Below are 22290 nucleotides of genomic sequence, written 5' to 3' on the forward strand. Positions count from 1 at the left end.
TTACGCCTGATTAAAGCCTGAGCTCGGGAAGGCAAGCGCGGTCGCGAACGTCGGCAAGTGATTAAAAGACAAGCATTCTGTCGCAATATTCAGGTCTTGATTGTCGCAGAAAGCGGACGTAGCATTACTCTTACATTTGACGACCGGTCGTGATGAAGAGCTCAAAAGCTCAGATCACTCAGAAGCTGGCGCAGGTGAGGAGGAAGCCCGGAACAAACCGGACAAAGAGGGGATGCTGTGATGCAAAATTCGGTTTTTCCGGCGTTATCAAGCTCGACCAAGCGCTTTCTGCTTTCGACTTCGGCGCTCTCGATAGCGTTGATCGGGTCACCAGCCATGGCCCAGACGGTTTCGTCACCGGCAAACGAGCAGACCTCGCCGCCGAAATCCGGTTTGCCGGATACCGACCCGGCGACCGCGCCTCAGACGACCGAGCTCGACGAGACGACGACCGAGGACATCGTCGTAAGGGGCATCCGCGCCGCACTCGAAAGCGCGAAGGACATCAAGCGCAACGCCGACACGGTCGTCGACTCGATCACAGCCTCCGACATCGCCACCTTGCCCGATCTGTCGGTGGCAGAGGCGCTCGGGCGCGTCCCGGGCGTGACGATCTCGCGGTTCGCGACCGGCGGCGCGTCACCCGACTTCCCCTCACCCGAAGGCCAGGGCAACCTGATCCGCGGTCTGGGCTTTGTCCGCTCCGAGTTTAACGGCCGCGACGCGTTCAGCGCCAATGGCGGGCGCGTGCTCGATTTCTCGAGTATTCCGCCGGAGCTCATCGGCGCAGTCGATGTGTACAAGAACCAGACGGCCGATCTCATCGAGGGCGGCATCAGCGGCACGATCAACCTGCGCACCCTGGAACCATTCGATCGCCAGAAGCCGTTTCTCGCAATCTCGGCGGACAATACCTACACCGACCTTCGCAAAAAGTCGTCGCCGTCGGGCAGCATCACGGGCGGCAGCAGATGGAAGACGGGGATCGGTGAATTCGGCGTGGTAGCGTCGGTTTCGCGGTCAAAGCTGAGTTCGCGTATCAACGGCTGGCAGCAGAATTCGCCGTTTCCGCGCGTCCTCGACGCGACCGGCAACGTTCCGCAGACAAGCCTGACCGGCGCGGCGAAGCTGTCCGAGTTCACGGGCGTGGATCCGTCACGCATCCTTGGTACGACGCCGGGATTTCAGTTGCGTACGAACGACGTCGATCGTGATCGTCGAAGCTACTACGGCGCGCTGCAGTGGAAGAATGATACGCTGCAACTCACGGCCAAGTATATCCGGGTTGAGGAGGACACGGACAGCATCGAGCGGACGTTCGAGTGGTTCCCCGAGCACGATACGGGCACGACGGCAGGGATCAGCAATCTCAAGGTCAAGCCGGGCTTCGGATCTGATGGTGTCGCCATGTGCAGCGGCGCGGGCGGCTTCCCCTCGAACCCTGGCGACTGCGAGACGCTGATCCCAATTCGCGGCGGTCTGATGGAATCGGGCTTCGTCACCAACCGGATCGATGCCTGGACGGGCGCGGTGGGATCGCCGGTCGGATCGCTCGGCATCGGCAGGACGGAAGAGAGCAAGACCGAGGATTTCAGCCTCAATCTGCGGTGGCAGCCGACCGAACGCCTCCTGGTGACGGTCGACGGGCAATATACCAAGGCAAGCGCACGGCAGCGTCAGATCTGGGGCGGCTTCAACACCTATCTCGACTGGCAGATTGCGCCCGATCTCGATAACCCGCGGATCGCCTTTTCGGTCAACCCGGCCCATCGCTTCAATCCGGGCAATACGCGCTTCAGCGGTGACAGCGATGCCAATCCGCTCGCGTCGCCGACATCGTCCGGCGATCTGAACGGCGCGACCTGGCAATTCGCGGCCGACCAGTTCCAGGTCGGCAAGGGCGATCTCTACGCCTTCCGTGCCGATACCGCGTACGACGTGTCGGGGAGTGACGGACTTGCCGGCTGGTTCGACAGCGTCAAATTCGGCGGTCGCTACTCCGAGCGGAGCCAGACGAACTCGGAAATGGCGCTGAACTGGGGTGCAATCTCGCCTGCATGGGATGGTCGCGGCGGTTACGGCGTGGTCGGCACCTTTCAGGAGCCCACCAAGGCTGCAGAAGCCATCAGCTTCGCCAACTTCTTCCGGGGCGGCGTGGTCGAAGGGCCGAACCAGACCTTCGTCTTTGCGAACTCCGCACTTCTCAACGACTATTCCGCATTCCGCAAATATCTGAACGCAGAGCCGCAGCTGGCCAACGGCAATTACAACTGGGTGCCCAGGGGTACGGACGACGGCAGTAAATTCGGGGTCCCCATATTCCGCCCCGAGGACACGTCCAATATCACGGAGCAGACGGCGAACGCGTACGCTCGCCTTGATCTCAAGCACGAGTTCGACAACGGCATGTCGATCGCCGCAAACTTCGGCGTCCGATATGTCCGCACCAAATTGCGATCGACCGGGTTCCAGGCGTTCCGGCCGTTCGTGGCCGATGCCCAGACACCGGCGTTTGCCGACACCGATGGCGACGGGGTTCTTGAGCGGACCAGAACCGATGATGCGGAGAGCCGGGACGATCCCGCGGACTTCCTGCCCCAGTCGATCGCGTACGGCGCTCAGGCGGCCGTACCGATCAGCTTCAAGCAGACCAACGAGAACTGGCTTCCGTCCTTCAACCTGCGCTGGAATGTCGACTCGCAGCAACTCGTCCGGTTCGCGTACAGCAAGGGGCTAAGCCGGCCGAACGTACAGGATCTGCGCGCGTCGCAGGAATATGTCGTGACCACGAACCGCGTGAACTTCCCGCCGATCACCGATGAGAATGACCCGCTGTTCGGCATTGATCGGGGTGCGCAGAACATCACGGCAGGCGACATCCGCGTAAATCGCGGAAATCCGCTGCTGCGACCAACCACGGCCGACAGCTTCGATCTCTCGATCGAGCGCTATTTCCGCGGGGGATATTTCTCCGTCGCCGGATTCTACAAGAGCTTGTCCAATATCGTCACGAATGGCGATCTGGCGTTGGGAACGACGACGCTTGACGGGCAGACCGTCAATATCATCTACAACGGGCAGGTGAATCAGGCCAAGGCCAAGGTCAAAGGCATCGAGGTCAGCTACCAGCAGTTCTTCGACAAGTTACCGGGCGTGCTGAGCCATCTCGGCTTCCAGGGAAACTATACCTATATCGACTCGTCGACGACACCGCCTGCGAACGGCGTCGACAGTGATGGCGACGGTAACGTCGATGACCAGACGACCTTCTTCCGGTTCGGCGTCGATGATCTTCTCGGACAATCCGATCACATCCTCAACGTCGTTGGAATTTATCAGGACTCCGCGCTCGAGATGCGTCTGGCGTATAACTGGCGCTCGAAATACCTCACGACCTACCGCGACTATGTGACGGGCAACCCCGTCTACAATTCAGCGGCCGGGTTCCTTGACGCTTCGGTTCGATACAGGATCGGCCCCCTGACGCTGCGCACGTCGGTCGCCAACATCCTCGACACGAAGAGCAAGGCGCGCGTGCAAATCGACCAGAGCGGACAATTGTATGATCGGTTCAGTTTCCTGAACGATCGGCGAATCGTCTTCGGCATCCTGTTGCAGTATTGAGGCTATGCGATCGGGACGGTCGAAACCGTACCGATCTTCTTTCGTGATGGAGGGCATGATGAAATATGCAGTCCTGATAGTAGCGGCGCTGATCTGCACCCCGGCTGCTGCGCAAAAGGGGTATAAGGCAGCGAAGGCGGCAAGTGAAGTTGGTTATCAGTCGTCCGTTGCCGCCGACGGCAGGGTGACCATCGTCTACACCGGCGCAAAAGGCGCAAAGCCCGATGATGTCGCCAAATTCGCCATGTTGCGGGCGGCGGAACTCACCCAGGATGCGGGTAAGGAGTGGTTCGCCGTCATCAAGGCTGAGACGCGCGACCTTGCTGCCGGCGGCGGCTCCGACCTGCGCGACAAAACCGGCCCGAGCTTCTCAACAGGGACCGGCGCCAGCGCTTCGATGGGGTCGGCCAGTCAGGCGGGCAGCCCTCCAGGGGTGGCCGATGCAGCCGTGCCGAATGGCCCTACGACGGGTGGTTTTGGCGGCGGTGACGTTCCCTATCAGGTGTTGGAACGCTGGCGTCCGAGCCAGTCTGCACAGACCACGGTCGTGATCCAGATGGGATCGGGCGACCAGGCTACATTCCCAGGACTCAACGTGCAGCCGACAATCTATGCTGCTGCGGACGTGATCGAACAGATACGGGGAAAACGCAAATAACGAGCAGCGTGCCGATCGGACACCCTCGATCGACCGGTACATTGGTCGCTAACACCCCCCCTTGGGGCGGCGCACGGCCGCCCCGTTTTTTCGTGGGACGCAGGCTCGGTCGGGTCGGGCGGCTCCGACTTTCGGCGATCGACTATCCGCGATCCTGACAAACCAATGCGAGAGAAAGCCAGCGGGCGCCGGATGAGACGCGCCCCGTTTTTCCCCTCGATTTGGAACCGGGATCCGCACTCGGAATGGACGGGTAAAGCAGCAAATCATTGGCATTCTGAAGACGGGCGCGGTGGTGACGCATGGGAAGCTATGGCAGAGAGGCCGGGAATGCAGGCGTTTGTTCGGCCGCATCTGCAGGTCAAAGCCCCCCCTGCCGAACGACCGCTCAGACAGTCGGCTCGCCGGTGAGATACGGATCGACCGGCACCTCCGCCGGAACCGATACCCGCGGCACCGCCCTTGACGCTGCCGCAGCGAGCCATTCGTCGCCGCCGTCCCTGCGGCGCGTGGAGCCGTCGCCGCGTGTCGAGACACGCCCGTAGATCGGTCGCTCGCGGTCCGATGGTGAGCCCGCGAACGTCGCGGCGATGTTGCCGTAGGTCGACGGGTCGCGACCGTCGAGGCTGAGCCGGTCGTTGAGATAGCAGGCGGTAGACCATGCCGCTTCCGGACTGGGCGTCATCGCGATGATGCGTTTGCCCCAGTACATCCGCAGGTTGTTGTGCATCCAGCCGTCGACGAGAAACTGCTTCTGGCAGGCGTTCCAGGTCTCGTCGCGCGTTTCGCCGTGAAGCATCGCGCTCAACGTCTCCAACTCGGGTCGGGGATCGGCGGCATGCTCTGCGAGCGTGTCGACTGCCCAGCCGGCGACGCGGTCGTAGCGCTCCGGCGCGGCTTGATCCCGCGCCTGGTAGTGGAACCACTCGCGCCATCCGAGAAGCTCGTCGGCGAACTTTGCCTTGTGCCTGCTACCTGCATCAGCCGCGACGACCGCGGCCATCACCTCGCCCGGGCCCAGCACACCAAAGTGCAGATAGGGCGACAATCCGCTGGCGCCGTCCGCGCGCGTGGCGTCGTTGCGCGCTGCGGCATAGCCGGGCAGCACCTCGGTCACCAGCCACCGCAGCCGTTCCTCTGCCGCGCTCCGGCCAGCCGGGTGCAGGTCGCTGACCGGCACCGTATGATCGATCGCGAGACTGGTCACCAGCGCGTCGAGATCGCATGTGTCCAACCTGTCCGGCGTGAAGGGCAGCGTCCCGGCGTAAGCGGGCCGTTCCGGCACCGCCTCCTCCGTCTCTACCCAGTTGGAGCGCTCGGGTTCGTGGCGTCGCAGGAACCCCGATCGTCCACGGATGTCGCCGCCCAGCACTACCGGGGGTACCAGGCACGCAGCCTCGACCGCATAGACCGGCGCCGCGGCGCGGGCAGCGACCCTATCGGACTGCCAGCGGGCGACAAAGGTCGGCTGGTCCTCCAGCACAATCGCCGCCGCATCGGCGCCAAGCCGGTGCACGAGACCTTTTTCGCGGTGCCCAGCCCGATCGACGTGGTGAACGCAGGCCAGACCACGCTTCGTGCACCCGGTACCAAGGTCGCGGCTCGCCGCCAGGATAAAGTGGTGCAGCCGGTCGGAGGCATAGGGATAATCCTCGCGCACGCCGTGGTACACCAGGACCGGCAAACCGAGCGCGTTGCCGAGCAGAATGCTCGCATCGATCACCGGATTGTCGCACGCTCGTAGCGCCTGCTGCAGCCAGCACAGGACGTAACGGCCGCTGACGTTCACCGCGCGGTCGTTCAGCACCCGCACGCGCGGGGCTTCTCGCCAGTCGCGAAGACCGGCAGGCAGAACGGCCGTCACCATCCCATGCTGCCCGGTATGCCTTTGAACGGCCCCACAAGGTCCGACGTGATCCAGCCGCCGTAAAATCCGCCGGGTTGCGGAACCACCTGCTCGCCGTCCACCGTGCATGTATCGAGCGGACCGGCGTAGAAAGCGACATGGTCGCGCAATACCGCAAAGGCCGGCGTCGGCTCCGGATAGCTCCACGCCACGTCGCGCAGCACTTCGGCGCCGATCGTCAGGTCCCAGTAGACTGCGTAGCCCTTCCACTCGCAGAACGAGCGTCGCTCCGAACGGCGAAGCAGGCCTGGGCTCAGATCGTCGGGCGGCAGGTACCAGCTTGGCGGATGGCTGGTCTCAAGCGTGCGAACAGCCCGGCGCGTATCGGCCACCAGGACGCCGCGATGCTCGATGCGGATCCACCGCTCGCTCGCTTCGGCAACGGCCGGGCGGGGAAAGCGCCACACGCTCTCCTGGCCGGGCGCGCGTGAAGGATCGCGGTCGTTGTCGCTCACCGGCGACGACCGAGCCAGATGCCGATACCCGCAAGGCCGAGGACCGCGATACCGGACGTCGCAGCTGCGACCTTGCGCCCCCGATGCGGATCGCGCCGCCCGCCATCCGGACCGGCGGGAACGCCGGGCTCGAACAATACCCCGTCGCTGTCGTCGCCGTCGGGTGCGCGCGCTGACCAGGTGTCGAGGAAGCCGCTCAGGATCGCCGCCAGCAGGTTCGGTGCCGCGAACTCCCCCAGCTTGAAGGCGATCGCCGGCGCGCCGACTGCGGTGAGATTGCGGGGTCGCGTCGCGAGCCCCACGACCGCCTTCGCTACCGTCTCGGGTGCGAGCGAACCCGGCGGCAACGAGAGCCGTGCGCCCGTATAGTTGCCGGCATGGTCGACGCCGGGCGTGTCGACGAAGGTCGGACAGACGTCGCATATATGGATGTGCGGGCGCTTCGACACCTCGCCGCGGAGTGCCGCACTGAACCCGCGCAACCCGAACTTGCTCGCCGAATAGGCCGCCGCATACGGCGTCGCGACGAAGCCGCCGGCCGAGATCATGTTGACCCAGGTGCCGCGATCCCGCGCGAGGAAGATCGGCAGCACCGCATGCACATCATTCATGTGAGCGACGAGGTTCACGTCGACGACGCGCGCATGGTCTGCGATCGGCACGTCTTCGTACCGGCCGAGCACGCCGACGCCCTCGCAGCTGAACCACAGGTCGATGCCACCGAGCAGGTCGCGGGCCTCGGCAGCGAATGTCGCCACCGCTGCTGCATCGGTACAGTCGACGGGTCGTACGCTGGCGTTCCCGCCCGCCGCGGCGCAGCGGCGTGCCACGTCGTCCAGCCCTTCCCTGCCGCGGGCACCCAGAACGACCCGTGCGCCCGCCGCCGCGAAGGCCACCGCCGTAGCCGCGCCGATACCGCTCGATGCACCGGTGATCACCACCCGGTGTCCAGCGAGTGGTTGGTCCGCGCTCATTGGACCATGCTCGGGGTGCTTGGCAGCACAGCGTCGGCGGGAGGACGCTGTCGCGTCGGATGGGCTGGCCTGTCATCATGCATAGCCTCTCAACGTTCTGAAGGCGCTGCGGTGTCCCACGCGCGCCGCAGAACCGATCTCAACGTATCGGGCTCGAGCTTCGAGAGGTGCTCTCACTACGGAATGCCGGTCGATTTGAACGTGACGCAGGTGCGTGCGTTGGTGTTGCTCGAGACGGGGCGCGCGCCCTTGGAACGCAAGGACACGAGATGGCAAAGCCCTTTACGATTGCAGTACCCGACGAGCGGCTCGCCGGCATCAACGCCAAGGTCGCATCGTTCGACTGGGGCGCGCTGCCGGACGCCGGAAGCTGGACGTCAGGGGTCGGGCTTGCGGATCTCAAGCGGCTCGTGGACCATTGGCGCATGCGGTTCGACTGGCGCGCGCAGGAACGTCGGCTGAATGCTCTACCCCAGTTCACGACGGAGGTGCTGGGCGAAAAGCTTCACTTCATTCATGCGCGGGGCGATGGGTCGCGCCCACCCCTGCTCCTGCTGCATGGCTGGCCGGGCTCGTTCATGGAATTCGAGGCGCTCATCGCGCCATTGGTCGCCGACGGCTATGACATCGTCGTGCCCTCGCTTCCGGGCTACGCCTTTTCCGGGCGCCCTGCCGCGCCGATCGGACCGCGCCGAACAGGCGCGTTGATGCACGGTCTGATGACCGAGCTTTTCGGTGATGCGCGCTATCTGGTGCAAGGTGGTGACTGGGGCGCGGCGATCGGGAGCTGGATGGCGCACGATCATTTCGAAGCCGTGGCCGCGCTGCACCTCAACATGGTTCTCCTTCAGGCGGCGGACATATCGCCGAAGACGCCCGACGAACTCGCCTGGGCGGCCCGACGTGCTACGCTGGCGAAAGAGGAAACCGGCTACGCGCACGAACAAGGTACGCGTCCGCAGACGCTCGGCATTGCCATGTCGGACAGCCCCGTCGGCGTTGCTGCCTGGATTCTGGAGAAGTTCGGCGCTTGGGCGGACGTGCCGCGTGATGAACACGGTAGGCCCGATCTCTGGCAGGCGTTCGACGAAGATACGCTCCTCACCAACATCATGCTGTACCTCGTCGAGGGGTCCTTCATCACGTCCACCTGGATGTATCGCGGCCGCATGCTGGAGGGTTCGGGCGAACTTCCGGCAGGCAGCCGTATCAAGGTGCCGACCGGCGTCGCAGCCTTCCCCGACCCCGTCTTCCCGCCTCCTCCGCGCTCGCAGGCGCGCAAGACCTACAACATCGTCCATTGGAGCGAGATGGAGGCCGGCGGCCATTTCGCGGCGCTCGAACAGCCCGGGCTCCTGCTGGCGGATATGCGACGCTTCTTTGCCGACCAGGCGTCCGCGAAGGCGCGCAGACGGCGTCGGATCGCCGGCGCGGCGGGTGTCGTCGGCGTTGCCGCCCTTGGATTTTGGACGTTGGCAGACAGTCATCGACGCCCGGACGATACCCAAGCCCGGCATCGCGCGACCTACCCGCCACTCGATGTCCCGAAAGTCTTTGCCGAGGGTGTCTGGATCGTCGACAGCGGACCAATAAACGCGATGGGGATAGCGCTGCCCGTGCGCATGACGATCATCCGGCTCGAAAATGGCGATCTCCTTCTGCATTCGCCGACCCCCTATTCGGCCGAGCTGGCCAAGGCGATCGAAGCGCTGGGACGGGTACGGCATCTCGTTGCCCCCAACATCGCGCACTGGACCTACATTGCCGATTGGCAACGGGCCTACCCGGATGCGACCACCTGGGCTGCGCCAGGACTGCGGGACCGGGCACAGGTCCGCGCATCGTCGGTGCGGTTCGATGCCGAACTCGGTGGCACGGCCCCGGCGGAATGGTCGGACACGCTTGATCAAGGCATGGTGCCGGCAGGGGCTGGCTTCAACGAGATTTGGTTCTTCCACCGGCAGACCAGGACGCTCGTACTCGTCGACCTCATCGAAAACCTCGATCCTGACAAGCTGCCGCCTGTCACGCGGCTATTGATGCAGGTCTCCGCTGCCACGGACGGCACGACCGCACGGTACCTTCGGCTACCAGTACGGCTAGGCGGCGCGGACGCCAGAAACGCGGTGCGAGCGATGGTGGCGCTCGAGCCGGACCGGGTGATCTTCGCTCATGGTCAGCCGTTCGATACCAATGGTGCGGCCCGACTGAAGAGTGCTTTTGAATGGCTGATCTAGGCCAGCGTTAGTGCACCTTGAGCGCGTAACTGCAGCGCTGCATCGCGCACCTGCCCAACGCGATCGAGGCAGTTCAGAAGAGCGATGCACGCTGCGCCAAAACGGTTAGCCCGTTGCGCATCGAAGACGTTTACAAGGAGTCACCAATGTCGTTTCCCCGTCCGTACGTCGCGTCGCCGCTCCGGTATGACAGCGGCATGCCCTATCGACGCACCGGCCGAAGCGGCCTGAGGCTGCCGGCAATCAGCCTGGGGCTGTGGCAGAACTTCGGAGGACAGGATGTGTTCGAGACGGGGCGAGCCATCCTGCGGCGGGCATTCGATCGTGGCGTGACCCACTTCGATCTGGCCAACAATTACGGCCCGCCCTATGGCTCGTCCGAAGAGAATTTCGGTCGCGTCCTCGCCTCTGATTTCGCGGCCCATCGCGACGAACTCATCATATCGACCAAAGCGGGTTGGGACATGTGGCCCGGACCGTATGGCGATGTCGGTTCATCCAAAAAATACCTGATTGCGAGTTGCGACCAGAGCCTCAAGCGAATGGGCCTCGACTATGTCGACATCTTCTATTCGCATCGGGTGGATGCCGCGACCCCGCTCGAGGAGACGATGGGCGCGCTGGTGCAACTCCATCGACAAGGCAAAGCACTGTATGTCGGCATCTCCTCCTACGAACCGGGGCTGACCCGCCGTGCGGCCGAGATCCTGTCCGCGGAAAAGGTGCCGCTGTTCATCCACCAGCCCAGCTATTCGATCCTGAACCGGTGGATCGAGCGCGATCTGCTGGCGACGCTGGAGGAGCTGGGCGTCGGCTGCATTGCCTTCTCACCCTTGGCGCAGGGCATGCTGACGAATAAATACCTTCAGGGCGTCCCGCAGGATGCGCGAGCCACCCGTGACGGGTCGCTGTCACAGGCCTTGCTCACGGATCGGAACCTTGCTGCCATCCGTACCCTGAACGATATCGCAGGTGAGCGCGGACAAACCCTGGCCCAGATGGCGATCGCGTGGGTCTTGCGCGACCCGCGCGTCACGTCGGCGCTGATCGGCGCCCGCACGGTCGAACAGCTCGACGATTCCCTGGACTCGCTGAAGACGCTCGACTTCTCCGCCGACGAACTCACCGCGATCGACAACGCGGCCGACGATGGCGGCGTCAATCTCTGGTCGGGATCATCTGACATCACTGCTCTGCCGGCAGCACAAGGAGTGCCCGCCTGAACAACGGTCAGGACGACCGCCTTCAGGACATTCCAGGCGGCGTTTGCGCGCCCTACCTTCAGACATCCGTTCATGCCCGGTTACGTTCGCCGACAGCGGCGCACAATTGCTGGAATACGCGATGCCGTAATCTCTTTGAGCAAACCACGTTAATTGAGCCTTGCCCCGTCGTGAACTGAGCGCCTCGCTACGCTTGTAAATGCCCGCCTCGAACGAAGAGCTCCGATGTCAGGCTGATAGCGGAATGCCTGCCGCCAATCGGACCAAGCGGGGCGCCGCCTTACCGGGCCGGGACGACATAGTCGTGCGTTCCGATCTGGCGATGCAGCTTGAGCGAGCCGCCAGCCTGACGCTGCCAGAGCCGGATGCCGCCGCCCGTGACGGTGCCGGACTGGCCCCCCGCGGTCCACTCGACGCGGAATTTGGGATATTCGATTACCCACGCACCGTGGTTCTCGAACGCCAGGGTCCAGACCCGCACGTCGCGGAAGGTCGCGCCGGTTCCCGCTGCGGTATAGGCGGTCAGATAGGGGCGGATCTCGGCCATGCCGCGTTTGGGCGTATCGGCGAAGGGCATGAAGATGGCGTCGCCGGTATAATCCACGAGCTTCGCCTCGACATCCTTGGTCCGCACGGCCTCGGCGTCGCGGTCGTTATGGGCTCGCAGCAATTCGCCCACGGACCGATCGCCTGCGGCTAGCGGGATGGGCGAGGACGACGGCTCCGGGATCGCGGTGAAGAAGCCCGCGGAATCGGCCAGCGGGCGGAAATAGCCCCAGGTGTCGGCCTTGAGCCTGAGGCTGCCGTCCCGCTCGACGCCCCAGACATGCGCGTATTTTCCCCGCTCCTCGTCGGCGCGGTCGGACCAGCGGATCGTGAAGGTTCCGATCTCGACCAGTGTGTTGCCCAGGTCGAAGACTTCGCTTGCGACCGGCACATAGCTGACCACCTGCCGCCGTTCACGCATCGCGCGGTGATAGGCGGCAATCTGGCGGGTGCCATGCAGCGCGGGTTGATATTCAGGCATGCTCAGCGCGTCCGCGCGGTAGAGCGCGGCGCGCGCATCGGCATCGTTGGAAAGTATCGACTCGCGCAGCTTTCCGTGTGCGGCGTTGACGCGTTCGGTCGGCGTCGCGGGAGGTCCGAACAACAGGTGCCGCGCGATGAAGGGCAGCACATCGGTGTAGAAGCGCCCCTGCTCGCCCCAATGCCGGTCGCGAAAGCCGCCGCCATGCTCCTCGGCTTCATGCGGCACGCCATATTCGGCGAGGAGATTGGAAAAGGCCTGCGCGCCATAGACATGATCGACCAGCGTGTCCTGACGCCCCCAGTCGAACTTGAAGCCCCGCAGCGATTTGAGATTGTCGGCATAAGCGGGGAGCAAGGCCGACAGCGCGAATCCCTGTTTAAAACGCGCCGTACGGTCGCTGTCCACTACGATGCGCCCGTCGACACGCCGCGCCGGTGGATCGAAGAACAGCGGCGGTCGATTGGGGTTCGGCGAAAAGGCCTGATAGATCGACGTGAAGATCAGCGAGAAGCCGTCGTCCCGCAGATCGTCGAGCGATGTCGCGCGCGCCATGCGTTCGAAGTTCGGGCGGCTGTGCGTCGGCTGGATATTCGGCCCGCTCGCCACCGGCTGCATGCCATAGACCGCGCCGAATATTTCGGGATGGCGCATGCCGAAACGGATCGCGCCATACGCCCCCGGACCGTCCCCCGCGATCCCGCGCGAATCCCGGGTAGGAAGCGTGCGGTAGGTGGCATCGATGTGCGGCACCAGCTCGCGCACCATGAAATCCTCCCAATTGCCCGTCGCCGGCGAATTCACGTACCATGAACTGCCCGCGGGGGTCGTGAAGTCGGCGGTCACGACGATGACGTCGCCGATCAGACCCTGCCCTATCGCCTTGTCCAGTAACGCCTTTGCGCCGTGGCTGGCGAAGGGTTCGCGGTGATCTTCGAAGAAATAGTTGAGGAAGTAGAGGACGGGAAATCGCTTGCCTGCCTCGGCGTAGCGCGGCGGCAGGTAGACCGTGAGGTTGCGGACTGGCGAAATGCCGATCTTGCTGCCGGCGAAGCTGGTCGATTGCAGCGTGCTGACAACCAGCCGGCCCTGCGGCTGCGCCATCGCCGGAGCGACGAACAGCGCCAGCAAGCAACAGGCAACGGCGTAAAGCTTGCATAGCGCGCTCATGACGGTGCTCCATCGCTTCGCCGCGCGGGGCCTGATGTACGCCGGAAGGGAATCACGAGTGTCTCACGTTCCTGGCCGTCCGAGCGATTGAGAAAATAGACCGTGAAGCTATCCGGCCCGGTTCGCGAGAAAGTCGCGCCGTCGAAGTAGAAGCTGGTCGAATCGCGATCGACCAGCGGACGGTCGATATAAGCCGCCTGCGCTTCCAAACCGGCGAGTTCCGGCGTGAAGTGCTTGACCCGAAGAGTCAGCGAATTTCCAATCTCGACGAACACGCCGATCTCGTAAAAGGCCAGGTTCTGGGGAGCTAACGCGCGGACGAAGCCCGGAAGCTGCCCAAAGCGAGGACTGAGAAGCACATGCTCGACCGGCCCATCGGGCATGTCGCCGATCCAGTGGCCCTCGATCCACGCCATGTCGGCGATCGTCGCACGCGGGGCCTGGCGGCCTTCAGCGTGGAGCTTGATCATGGCCCGGGGGTTGGCGAGTTGCGCCGATGAAGGGCTTGCGTGGAACAGGATCGCCAGCGCGATTACCGCCGTCGGAAACCTGAAAGGTGCATATGCCCTGTGCCTCAACCCCATGCCCACCCCCTGTTTTGGTTGAGCGGCATACGGGCCCGGAACGGGGTTTCCCGGCAATGGATTTTCGCCGGGCGGGTCCAGCGGATCGTTAAGCGGGATCAGCGGGTAAGGTAGCCGTCGATTGGCTCGCGATATCGACGGCTGAACCGGAGCTCCGCGCCGCACGCCAGCCGCACCGAGCCGTCGCCATGGGTGCCGGGCCGGACTTCGACCAATCGGTCGAGCCGGACGATCGCGGCGCGATGGATGCGCGCGAACGCGGCATGGGGCAGCCGCGCCTCGAGCGACGTCAATGATTCGTGGATCAGCAAGCTGCGTCCGCCGGCATGGACTTCGGCATAGTCGCCCGCCGCACTGATCCAGTCGATCTCGTCGAGCCGAACCAGTTGCGCCGCGCCATTGCCGCGCGCGACTAGCCGGCCCTGCCCGCCGAGCAGCGATCGCATCCCGTCGCGCTGGCCGTCGCCCGTGTCGATGTGTCGCCGCACCCGCTCGATAACGCGGGCAAAGCGCTGGTCGTCGAACGGCTTGAGCAGGTAATCGAGCGCCTCCGCCTCGAAGGCGCGCACCGCATAGGCATCGAACGCCGTCACGAACACGACCAGCGGCATCGCATCCACGCCGATGGCCTCGATCACGCCGAAGCCGTCCATCTCGGGCATCTGGACGTCGAGGAACACAAGGTCGGGCCGCAGCGTGCCGATTGCCGCCACTGCTTCCGCCCCGTGCCCCGCTTCGCCGACCACTTCGAAATCGTCGTGCCCTGCCAGCGACTGGCGCAAAGCGCGGCGTGCCAGCGGCTCATCATCGACAATGAGGGTCCGGATCACTGCGGCACCAGGATGATGACACGGAAACCTTCGCCCGGCGCTGTGTCGATCTCGAGCGACTGGCGCTCGCCGTAGAGGTGGCGCAACCTGAGGCGTGCGTTGCCGAGCCCGACGCCCTCGCGGATCGCGCCCGCGCCCTTGCCGTTGTCGGCGATGCTGATCCACAGCATGTCACCCGCGGGCTTCGCCTCGATCGTCAGCGTGCCACCTTCGATCGTCGGCGCAATCCCGTGGCGCACCGCGTTCTCGACCAGCGGCTGCAGCAGCAGCGCCGGCACCTGGACGGTCTCCAACCCGGGCGCGATGGCGCGGACGATCCGCAGTCGCTCGCCCAACCGGGCTTCCTCGATCGCGAGATACGTGTCGGTAAAGTCGAGTTCATCGGCGAGCGCGCTGTGCTGCGACCTGCGCTGATCGATCGACAGTCGCAGCAGATCGCCCAGCCGCGCGATCAGCCGCTGGGCGACGATCGGATCGTCGGGCACCAGCGCGGAAATGGCGTTGAGGGTGTTGAACAGGAAGTGCGGCTGCAACTGCGCGCGCAACGCCGCGGTTTCCGCCTCTGCGAGCTGCGCCTCCAGCCGCGCCGCCGCGACTTCGCGATCGCGCATCGTCCGATAGGCGCGCGCGCCGAGCACGATCGCGACGAGCAGCGCGTAGATCATCAGATGGACGTGGATGCTGATCGCCAGCTTCGTGATCAGCAGCCCATTGCTCCACGGCGCCCAGGGCGCGCGGACATAGATCATCGCGTTCATCGCACTGTAGAGCGCCGCGTGCAGCACCGCGAAGAGCAGCCCGAAGGCCAGATGGATGGCCAGCAGCCTGCCCAGCCGCCGCTCGTCGGCGAACGCCCGCGCCACCGCGACGACCCCGGGCGTCAGTGCTGCCCAGGCCGAATACCAGATCAGTCCATTGACCAATGCCTGCCCCAGCGCGAGCTTTGGCCCACCCGCGAAACCCGCGGCATAGGTCTGGAACGCCGTCACCACCGCGACAGCCAGCCATGCGGCCCAAATGCCCAGATAGCGAACAAGGCGTTGCCGATGCGCTGCGGTCATGGCCAATCATGCACATTCGCCCGACATTGAACAGCTGCCCGGCGGGGACCGAGCCTGACGGCCGCCGACGTCTGCGTGCTCCCCAAATTCGCGACCGACGAATTCTGCCTCGGCAACGTCTATTCGGTCGGTGTCGCGATGCGCGCGAGGCGGCGCATTCCGACGCGGTGCAGGCCCTGCCGAAGGCAATCGCCGAATATCCAGTCGGCGCCGACCAGAGTAGCGACTTGATACCGGCGATCGGGTCGTATCAAGGTCAACTTCACGCGTCTCGATCGGCGAGAGGGGGCCACCGTTGCCGACTAGGCCGTGCTGCGCATGACCGCTATCAAGGATAGAGAGATCGTCCTCGTCGACGCCGCCTGATTGTCACCTTCACTCTGTAGCGTGCCGCGTACCCGACCAAGCCCGAGGAGACATCGAATGCCGTTCGTCACCACCGTCGACAAGACCGAAATCTTCTACAAGGACTGGAGCAACATGGATGCGCCCGTCGTCATGTTCCACCACGGCTGGCCGCTCAGCGCGGATGACTGGGACGCGCAGATGATGTTCTTCGTCCAGAAGGGCTATCGTGTTATCGCGCATGACCGCCGCGGGCATGGCCGTTCGACCCAGTCGGCGGGCGGTCACGACATGGACAGCTATGTCACCGATGTCATCGCGCTGACCGACGCGCTCGATCTGCGCGATGCCGTCCATGTCGGCCACTCGACCGGCGGTGGCGAGGTCGCCCGCTATGTCGCGCGCGCCAAGCCCGGGCGGGTCAAAAAGGCCGTGCTGGTCAGTGCGGTCGCACCCATCATGGTCAAGACCGATGCCAACCCGGACGGCGTGCCGATGGACGTATTCGACATGGTCCGCGAGCAGACGGCCACGAACCGTTCGCAATTCTATTACGACTTCACGCTGCCCTTCTTCGGCTACAACCGCGACGGCGCGGAGGTGAAAGAGGCGGTGCGGCTCAACTGGTGGCGCCAGGGCATGATGGGCTCGGCGCTCGCCCATACGCTGGGCATCAAGGCCTTCTCCGAGACCGACTTCACCGACGATCTCAAGGCGATCGACGTGCCGACGCTGGTCCTGCACGGCGAGGACGACCAGGTTGTTCCGTTTGCCACGACCGGCAAGATGTCGGCTGAAATCGTGAAAGACGCCAAGCTCATCTCCTACCCCGGCTTTCCCCACGGCATGCCGGTTACCAACGCCGATCGGATCAACGCCGATCTGCTGGCCTTCATCGAAGGCTGATCCATGGCAGGGCACGGAGCGATGGGGCGCTCCGTGCTTCTGCACGACACGCTTCACGAGGAATTGCCGCGATGCGCGACCGAGTTCTGATCTTCTACGGCTCCTATCGTTCCGACCGGCAGGGCATTCGCCTCGCCGAGTGGCTCGTCCGCGCCTTTGCCGAACGCGGTGCATCGGCCGAGCTCATCGACGCCAGGGCGGTCGACCTCCCCATGCTCGACCGGATGTACAAGGAACATCCCAGCGGCGAGGCGCCGCCCGCGCTGGAAGCACTCGCAGAAAAGATCAGGACGGCCGACGCCTTCGTCTTCGTGGCCGGCGAATATAACTGGGGCGTGCAGCCCGGACTCAAGAACCTCACCGACCACTTCCTGGAGGAATGGTACTGGCGGCCAGCGGCGATCGTCAGCTATTCGGCCGGACGTTTCGCCGGTGCGCGTGCCGGCCTCGCATGGCACGGCATCCTGTCCGAGATGGGCATGGTGGTGGTGTCCAGTACGATCGCGGTGGGTGGGATCGGCCATGCCTTCGATACGAGCGGAAAACCAGCGGGCGACGGTGGCGCCGCCCTCACCCGCGCCTTCCCCCGCTTCGCCGACGATCTCGGCTGGTGGACGCAGGCCGCCCGCGCCCAGCGTGAGAGGCGTGATCCGCCCTATTGATCCGGCCGACGTCCACGCCTCTTCATCGCGGCTCCAAGCGACCAAGCTTGTTCACCCCTTCGCTGCCGCTGCGGCCAGCTCCTCGAGGTCGAGATCGTGCTCGAGATCGTGGAGCGTCTCGTCATCGATGCGGCCGGCACGGTGCAGGCGAACCAGCTCGGCGCGGCCGGCCGCGACCGCGGCGATGATGACGTCGAAATGGCTGGCGATCGCCACGTTTCGCTCCTCCGCCGTACCGTCGAACGCATCCGCCGCCGTTGCACGGGTGCGGTAGCGCCGCAGGAGCTGCGGATGGATGACCGTGCCGTCGACCGCCACCGCCTCGCGCTCGACAAGCGCCAACTGCGCCTGGAACAGCATCATCTCGGCGGCGTGCAGATCAAGCGGCGGTCGCGCGCTGCCGTCGTCGTGCGGCTTCAGGGCCCAGATGACCCAGCCGAGCGAGGTGCCCTGCACCAGGACGGTAACGAGGATCACGACGAAGGCGGTGACGAGCATCAGATCCCGCGCCGGCATCGCCTCGGGCAGCGAAAGCGCGACCGCGAGCGTCACCACGCCGCGCATCCCGGCCCAGCTCATCACCACCGCCGCCCGCGTTCCGAGCGGTTGCTGTCGCGTCCACCCGATGCGGCGACCGGTGGCGACGCCGGCATCGACCGCGAAGATCCACAGGAACCGCGCGGCGACGACCGCCAGGACGATGAGCAGCACAGGCCGCGCCATCGTGTCTATGACGATATCGACCCCGCCGACCCGGTCCAGCAACCCCCGCAAGGACAGGCCGATAAGCAGGAACACGGTGGCTTCGAGAAGGAACACCAGCACCTGCCAGAATGCCATTGCCCGGATGCGCACGCGGGCGGTGAAGACGACATGCTGATACCAGCCGCAGACAAGGCCCGCGGTGACGACGGCAATGACGCCGGACACGTGCAGCAGTTCGCCCGCGATATAGGCGCTCCAGCAGACCAGCACGGTCGCTGCGATCATCAGCGTACATCGCCGAGCCGGCGGAGCAGAACCACCCAGAGCCCGCCGATCGCCGCGCCGACCGCGATGCCGCCCGCCACCAGCACGAAAAACGTTCCGGTCGCCGCCCCCAGATGGAAGCTGCCGGTCAGCACCGCCGCCACTGCAAACCGGAACAGCACCAGACCCGCGGCATCGTTGAGCAGGCTTTCGCCCTCGAGGAGCGTGGTCAGCCTGCGCGGGAGCGTCACCCGTTGCAACACGGCGCGGGCGGATACCGCATCGGGCGGCGACAGGATCGCGCCCAGCGCGACGCAGGCGGCCCAGGGCAGTTCCGGCATCAGCAGCCTGGTCACGACCGCCACAACCGCCGTGGTGAAGAAGACGGCGCCAACCGCCAGCGAAAGAATGCCGGCCATGTGCCGCCGGAATGGCGCGACCGCGGTGAACCACGCGCCGTCCATCAGCAGGGGCGGGAGAAACAGGACAAGCACGAGCTCCGGATCGATCGCGATCCCTTGCACACCCGGTACGAAGGCGACGGCGCATCCGCCGACGATCAGCGCGGCTGCTGGTGGCAGCGACAGACGCCGGGCCAGATAGTGAAGCCCCAGCACCACCAGGAACATCAGGATGATCAGCTCGAAATTCGCCGCTGGATGCACAAAGCCGCCCCTTTTCCCTGCCCGCCCGGTGGTCCTGCAAGCTGTCCCGAACGGCGTCAATGCGATCGGGCAGCGTATCGGGTCGCGCCCGCATGTGGCCTGGGCCGTTCCCGGGCGATTGCCGTCGTCACGTTCGCCGGGCTAGTGTCGAGGGGGATAGGGGACAGCGCTCATGGAAACGATCGGCCGTGACCTGCGGGAAATGCAGCGGGTTCCGCTACAGCCTGCGCATATTGCCGCGATCCGGGCCGCAGGGACGCGTAAGCACTATCCCAAGGGAATAATGCTCGCCGAGATCGGCGCGCCGGCCGACCGCTTCGTGTATGTCGAAGAGGGGGAGATCGAGGTCGTCAACCCGTTCACGGGCGATCGGCTCGTGCCGTCGACGCTGGGGCCCACCCAGTTCATGAGCGAAATCTCTCTGCTGTCCGGCGGCACCTGGTCGCTGCCGATGCGCGCCGCGAGCGACACGACCGTCGTCGAAGTCCCGCGATCCGCGATGCTTCGCCTGATGGCGGCGATACCGGAGATGTCGGACATCGTGATCACGGTCCTGGCCGCGCGCCGTCGGCGGCAGCTGGATGCCGGCGATGGCATGCTGGTTCTGGTTGGCGAAGACGAGAACAGAGCCGTCAGACGTGTGGCCGAGTTCGCTGCGCGCAACCGCCTGCCCTACCGGTCCTACCCGCTCGGCAGCGCCGAAGCCGCGCATGTCGCCAGCAGTTGCGGAACCGCGCCGCTAGAGCCCGTCGTCGTGTTCGGCCGCGACGTGGTGGTGAGCGATCCGACGCCGGAGAAGGTGGCACGGCTGCTCGGACTCGATCAGGACGTTCCCGAAGACGAGGCCTTCGACGTGCTCATCGTCGGGGCCGGCCCCGCCGGCGTGTCGGCGGGCGTTTATGCGGGAGCCGAGGGGTTACGCGCGCTGGTGGTCGACGAGACCGCGATCGGCGGCCAGGCCGGCACGTCCAGCCGTATCGAGAATTATATGGGCTTTCCCACTGGCATCTCCGGCGCCGATCTCGTGTGGCGCGGCGAGGTGCAGGCGATGAAGTTCGGCACACGCTTCGTCATGCCCCGCCGCATCGAGTCGCTGGACCAGCTCGACAATGGCGCCTTCTGTGCAACCTTCGCCAATGGTCGGCTCGTTCTCGCCGCCTCTGTCGTGGTTGCCACCGGGGTCCAGTACAGACGCCTGCCGATCGCACGCCTCGCCGAGTTCGAGGGCACGGGCATCTATTATGCAGCGACCGAGAATGAGGCGCGCTTCTGCCGCGATACGGAGGTGTTGGTCATCGGCGGCGGCAATTCGGCCGGGCAGGCGGCGATGTTCCTCAGCCGTACGGCGCGCCACGTTCGCCTGCTGGTGCGCGGCGACACCCTGGCCTCGTCCATGTCCAGCTATCTGTCGAGCAGGCTCGAGGCAGACCCCGCGATCACCATCGAATACGGCACCCATGCCGTCGGCCTTCATGGCGGGGACAATCTGGAGGCGGTGACGATCCGCAACGAAGACGGCGACCGCACCGTGGCAAGCTGCGCCGTCTTCGTGATGGTCGGTGCGGCACCCAATACGGGCTGGCTCGCCGAACTGGTCGCTCTCGACGACAAGGGCTTCGTGCTCACCGGCGAAGAGGCTGGCGCGTTATCACCTTTCGCCACGTCCTGTGCGGGCATCTATGCCGTCGGGGACGTGCGCGCCGGATCGGTGAAACGCGTCGCGTCCTCGGTAGGAGAGGGATCGGTCGTGATCTCCAATGTGTGGGAGCATGTGCGCGGCTTGGGTCGTGCCTGAACGAAAGCTGCCTTCGCAGGTCTGACCGACGGTTGGTCATTTGAAAAACGCTCCAAGCTTTTCAACACTGGTCATTCGTCCCTACCCAGATCAAGCGCGGCAGCGCAGGAAACTCCGTGAGAGACGTGCGCAGCGGCAGACGTGCTGCAGTAATCAGAACGTGATCATCACCTTGCCCAGATGCCCTGCCGCGGCGAAATAGCGGACGGCGTCCGGTGCGTCGTCGAAGGCGAACGTCCGGTCGACGACGGTTGTCATCCGGCTCGCCACCATCGCGTCGAGCAGATCGACGAACATCGCGCGGCTGCCATTGGCGATGCCGCGGATCGTCACGTTCTTCGTGATGAGCGACAGATAATCGGGGATCGCCGGCCCCTCGCCCGGTGAAACGCCGATGATGATGATCCGCGCATTGATCGCCGCGGCTGCGATCGAGTGCCCCAGCGTGTCGACGCCGCCGGTTTCGATCACGATGTCGGCGCCCTTCCCCTCGGTCTGTGCGATCACCTCGGCCCCCCAATCCGGTGACGTCCGGTAATTGACCGTGATGTCCGCCCCGAGGCTGCGCGCCGTCTCAAGTTTCGCGTCCTGTGACGACGTGATCGCCACGCGTGCGCCACGGGTCTTGGCGATCTTCAGTGCCGCCAGCGCAACGCTACCGGTGCCGAGGCAGAGTACGGTCTCACCCGCCTCGACCCGACAGACCTCGACCAGTGCATTCCAGGCGGTCAGGCCGGCCGAGGCGAGACCTGCGACATCCGCGTCGGCCAGCGCGTCGGGCACCCGGATCAGCGCAGCCGCGGGGAGAACGACCCTTTCGGCAAGCCAGCCGTCATGCGTGATGCCGATATCATGCGCAAAGACGTCCGCCCGGAACGGGCCGTCCAGCCAGGTCGCGAAATGACCGCATACGACGCGATCGCCGACCGAGACCTCGGTCACGCCTGCACCGATCGCCACCACCTCGCCCACGCCTTCAGACATCGGAATGCGGGTCTCGGGCTGTCGGGCGCCGTAGGTGCCGCGCAGCAGCTGAACGTCGCGGCTGATCAGGCCGACGAGACGCGGCGCTACCAGCGCTTCGCCGGGACCGGCGACCGGCGCGGGCCGGGTCGTGGCGACTAACCCGCTGATGCCGTTCTGGGCACCGATGTGAAAGGCTTTCATCGAAATCTTCTCCTGATGGGCACGCACGATGG

At 65.1% G+C, this 22290-nt stretch carries 18 protein-coding genes; 7 read left to right on the plus strand and 11 right to left on the minus strand.

Annotated features, from left to right (window positions below; all coding sequences use genetic code 11):
* Positions 1 to 161: 161 nt before the first annotated feature.
* Entirely contained in the window at positions 162 to 338 is a 177-nt protein-coding gene (locus IFT87_RS20150) for a hypothetical protein (RefSeq protein ID WP_197975285.1), read from the minus strand.
* Between IFT87_RS20150 and IFT87_RS14785 the strand changes: the two genes are divergently transcribed.
* Positions 337 to 3624 carry a TonB-dependent receptor gene (locus tag IFT87_RS14785; protein WP_052148914.1) on the plus strand — a complete coding sequence of 1096 codons (3288 nt, stop codon included), beginning with the start codon at positions 337 to 339 and terminating at the stop codon, positions 3622 to 3624. The two genes, IFT87_RS20150 and IFT87_RS14785, sit on opposite strands and share 2 nt — an antisense overlap.
* A gap of 46 nt (positions 3625 to 3670) precedes the next feature.
* On the plus strand, positions 3671 to 4282 hold the full coding sequence (locus IFT87_RS14790) for a CC0125/CC1285 family lipoprotein (protein ID WP_192191063.1): 612 nt from the start codon (positions 3671 to 3673) through the stop codon (positions 4280 to 4282).
* 388 nt (positions 4283 to 4670) lie between these two features.
* On the opposite strand, the gene IFT87_RS14795 is transcribed toward IFT87_RS14790, so the two are convergent.
* The 3 genes from IFT87_RS14795 to IFT87_RS14805 are packed head-to-tail and all read right to left on the minus strand — an operon-like array spanning position 4671 to position 7617.
* On the minus strand, positions 4671 to 6149 hold the full coding sequence (locus IFT87_RS14795; RefSeq protein WP_192191064.1) for a DNA photolyase: 1479 nt from the start codon (positions 6147 to 6149) through the stop codon (positions 4671 to 4673).
* Entirely contained in the window at positions 6143 to 6643 is a 501-nt protein-coding gene (locus IFT87_RS14800; RefSeq protein ID WP_192191066.1) for a DUF427 domain-containing protein, read from the minus strand. The genes IFT87_RS14795 and IFT87_RS14800 overlap by 7 nt, the downstream gene beginning before the upstream one ends.
* Positions 6640 to 7617: an SDR family oxidoreductase gene (locus IFT87_RS14805; RefSeq protein WP_192191068.1), complete on the minus strand. Its 978-nt coding sequence runs from the start codon at positions 7615 to 7617 to the stop codon at positions 6640 to 6642. Before IFT87_RS14805 ends, IFT87_RS14800 begins: the two co-directional genes overlap by 4 nt.
* 269 nt (positions 7618 to 7886) lie before the next feature.
* Here IFT87_RS14805 and IFT87_RS20155 point away from each other — a divergent pair, with 269 nt between their 5' ends.
* Positions 7887 to 9854 carry an alpha/beta fold hydrolase gene (locus IFT87_RS20155; RefSeq protein WP_197975286.1) on the plus strand — a complete coding sequence of 656 codons (1968 nt, stop codon included), beginning with the start codon at positions 7887 to 7889 and terminating at the stop codon, positions 9852 to 9854.
* 146 nt (positions 9855 to 10000) lie between these two features.
* On the plus strand, positions 10001 to 11077 hold the full coding sequence (mgrA, locus tag IFT87_RS14815; RefSeq protein WP_192191070.1) for an L-glyceraldehyde 3-phosphate reductase: 1077 nt from the start codon (positions 10001 to 10003) through the stop codon (positions 11075 to 11077).
* A gap of 280 nt (positions 11078 to 11357) precedes the next feature.
* Here mgrA and IFT87_RS14820 read toward each other — a convergent pair whose 3' ends face one another.
* From IFT87_RS14820 to IFT87_RS14835, 4 genes are all read right to left on the minus strand, one after another.
* Positions 11358 to 13274, minus strand: a complete 1917-nt coding sequence (locus IFT87_RS14820; RefSeq protein ID WP_197975287.1) for an alpha/beta hydrolase-fold protein — start codon at positions 13272 to 13274, stop codon at positions 11358 to 11360.
* On the minus strand, positions 13271 to 13858 hold the full coding sequence (locus tag IFT87_RS14825; RefSeq protein ID WP_192191072.1) for a DUF6265 family protein: 588 nt from the start codon (positions 13856 to 13858) through the stop codon (positions 13271 to 13273). The genes IFT87_RS14820 and IFT87_RS14825 overlap by 4 nt, the downstream gene beginning before the upstream one ends.
* 98 nt (positions 13859 to 13956) lie before the next feature.
* Positions 13957 to 14688, minus strand: a complete 732-nt coding sequence (locus tag IFT87_RS20900; RefSeq protein WP_031441408.1) for a LytR/AlgR family response regulator transcription factor — start codon at positions 14686 to 14688, stop codon at positions 13957 to 13959.
* Positions 14685 to 15749: a sensor histidine kinase gene (locus tag IFT87_RS14835; RefSeq protein ID WP_031441409.1), complete on the minus strand. Its 1065-nt coding sequence runs from the start codon at positions 15747 to 15749 to the stop codon at positions 14685 to 14687. Before IFT87_RS14835 ends, IFT87_RS20900 begins: the two co-directional genes overlap by 4 nt.
* A 423-nt stretch (positions 15750 to 16172) precedes the next feature.
* Between IFT87_RS14835 and IFT87_RS14840 the strand changes: the two genes are divergently transcribed.
* Both IFT87_RS14840 and IFT87_RS14845 read left to right on the plus strand, forming a co-directional pair.
* Entirely contained in the window at positions 16173 to 17000 is an 828-nt protein-coding gene (locus IFT87_RS14840) for an alpha/beta fold hydrolase (protein ID WP_192191074.1), read from the plus strand.
* 71 nt (positions 17001 to 17071) lie between these two features.
* Positions 17072 to 17662, plus strand: coding sequence for an NADPH-dependent FMN reductase (locus tag IFT87_RS14845; RefSeq protein WP_031441411.1), 591 nt, complete (start codon positions 17072 to 17074; stop codon positions 17660 to 17662).
* A gap of 51 nt (positions 17663 to 17713) precedes the next feature.
* On the opposite strand, the gene IFT87_RS20760 is transcribed toward IFT87_RS14845, so the two are convergent.
* Together IFT87_RS20760 and IFT87_RS20765 are read right to left on the minus strand one after the other, a co-directional pair.
* The gene (locus IFT87_RS20760) at positions 17714 to 18652 is read right to left on the minus strand and encodes a cation:proton antiporter domain-containing protein (RefSeq protein ID WP_274602546.1); all 939 of its coding nucleotides are present in this window, start codon (positions 18650 to 18652) and stop codon (positions 17714 to 17716) included.
* Complete coding sequence (locus tag IFT87_RS20765; RefSeq protein ID WP_342211168.1) at positions 18652 to 19296, minus strand: cation:proton antiporter domain-containing protein; 645 nt, start codon at positions 19294 to 19296, stop codon at positions 18652 to 18654. Before IFT87_RS20765 ends, IFT87_RS20760 begins: the two co-directional genes overlap by 1 nt.
* Before the next feature lie 172 nt (positions 19297 to 19468).
* Between IFT87_RS20765 and IFT87_RS14855 the strand changes: the two genes are divergently transcribed.
* On the plus strand, positions 19469 to 21091 hold the full coding sequence (locus IFT87_RS14855; protein WP_192191077.1) for an FAD-dependent oxidoreductase: 1623 nt from the start codon (positions 19469 to 19471) through the stop codon (positions 21089 to 21091).
* Positions 21092 to 21244: 153 nt separating this feature from the next.
* Here the strand turns inward: IFT87_RS14855 and IFT87_RS14860 are convergent, their stop codons facing one another.
* Positions 21245 to 22258, minus strand: coding sequence for a zinc-dependent alcohol dehydrogenase family protein (locus IFT87_RS14860; RefSeq protein ID WP_192191079.1), 1014 nt, complete (start codon positions 22256 to 22258; stop codon positions 21245 to 21247).
* Positions 22259 to 22290: the final 32 nt, after the last annotated feature.

Source organism: Sphingomonas sp. CFBP 8765 (assembly GCF_014841445.1).
Lineage (GTDB): Bacteria > Pseudomonadota > Alphaproteobacteria > Sphingomonadales > Sphingomonadaceae > Sphingomonas > Sphingomonas aerolata.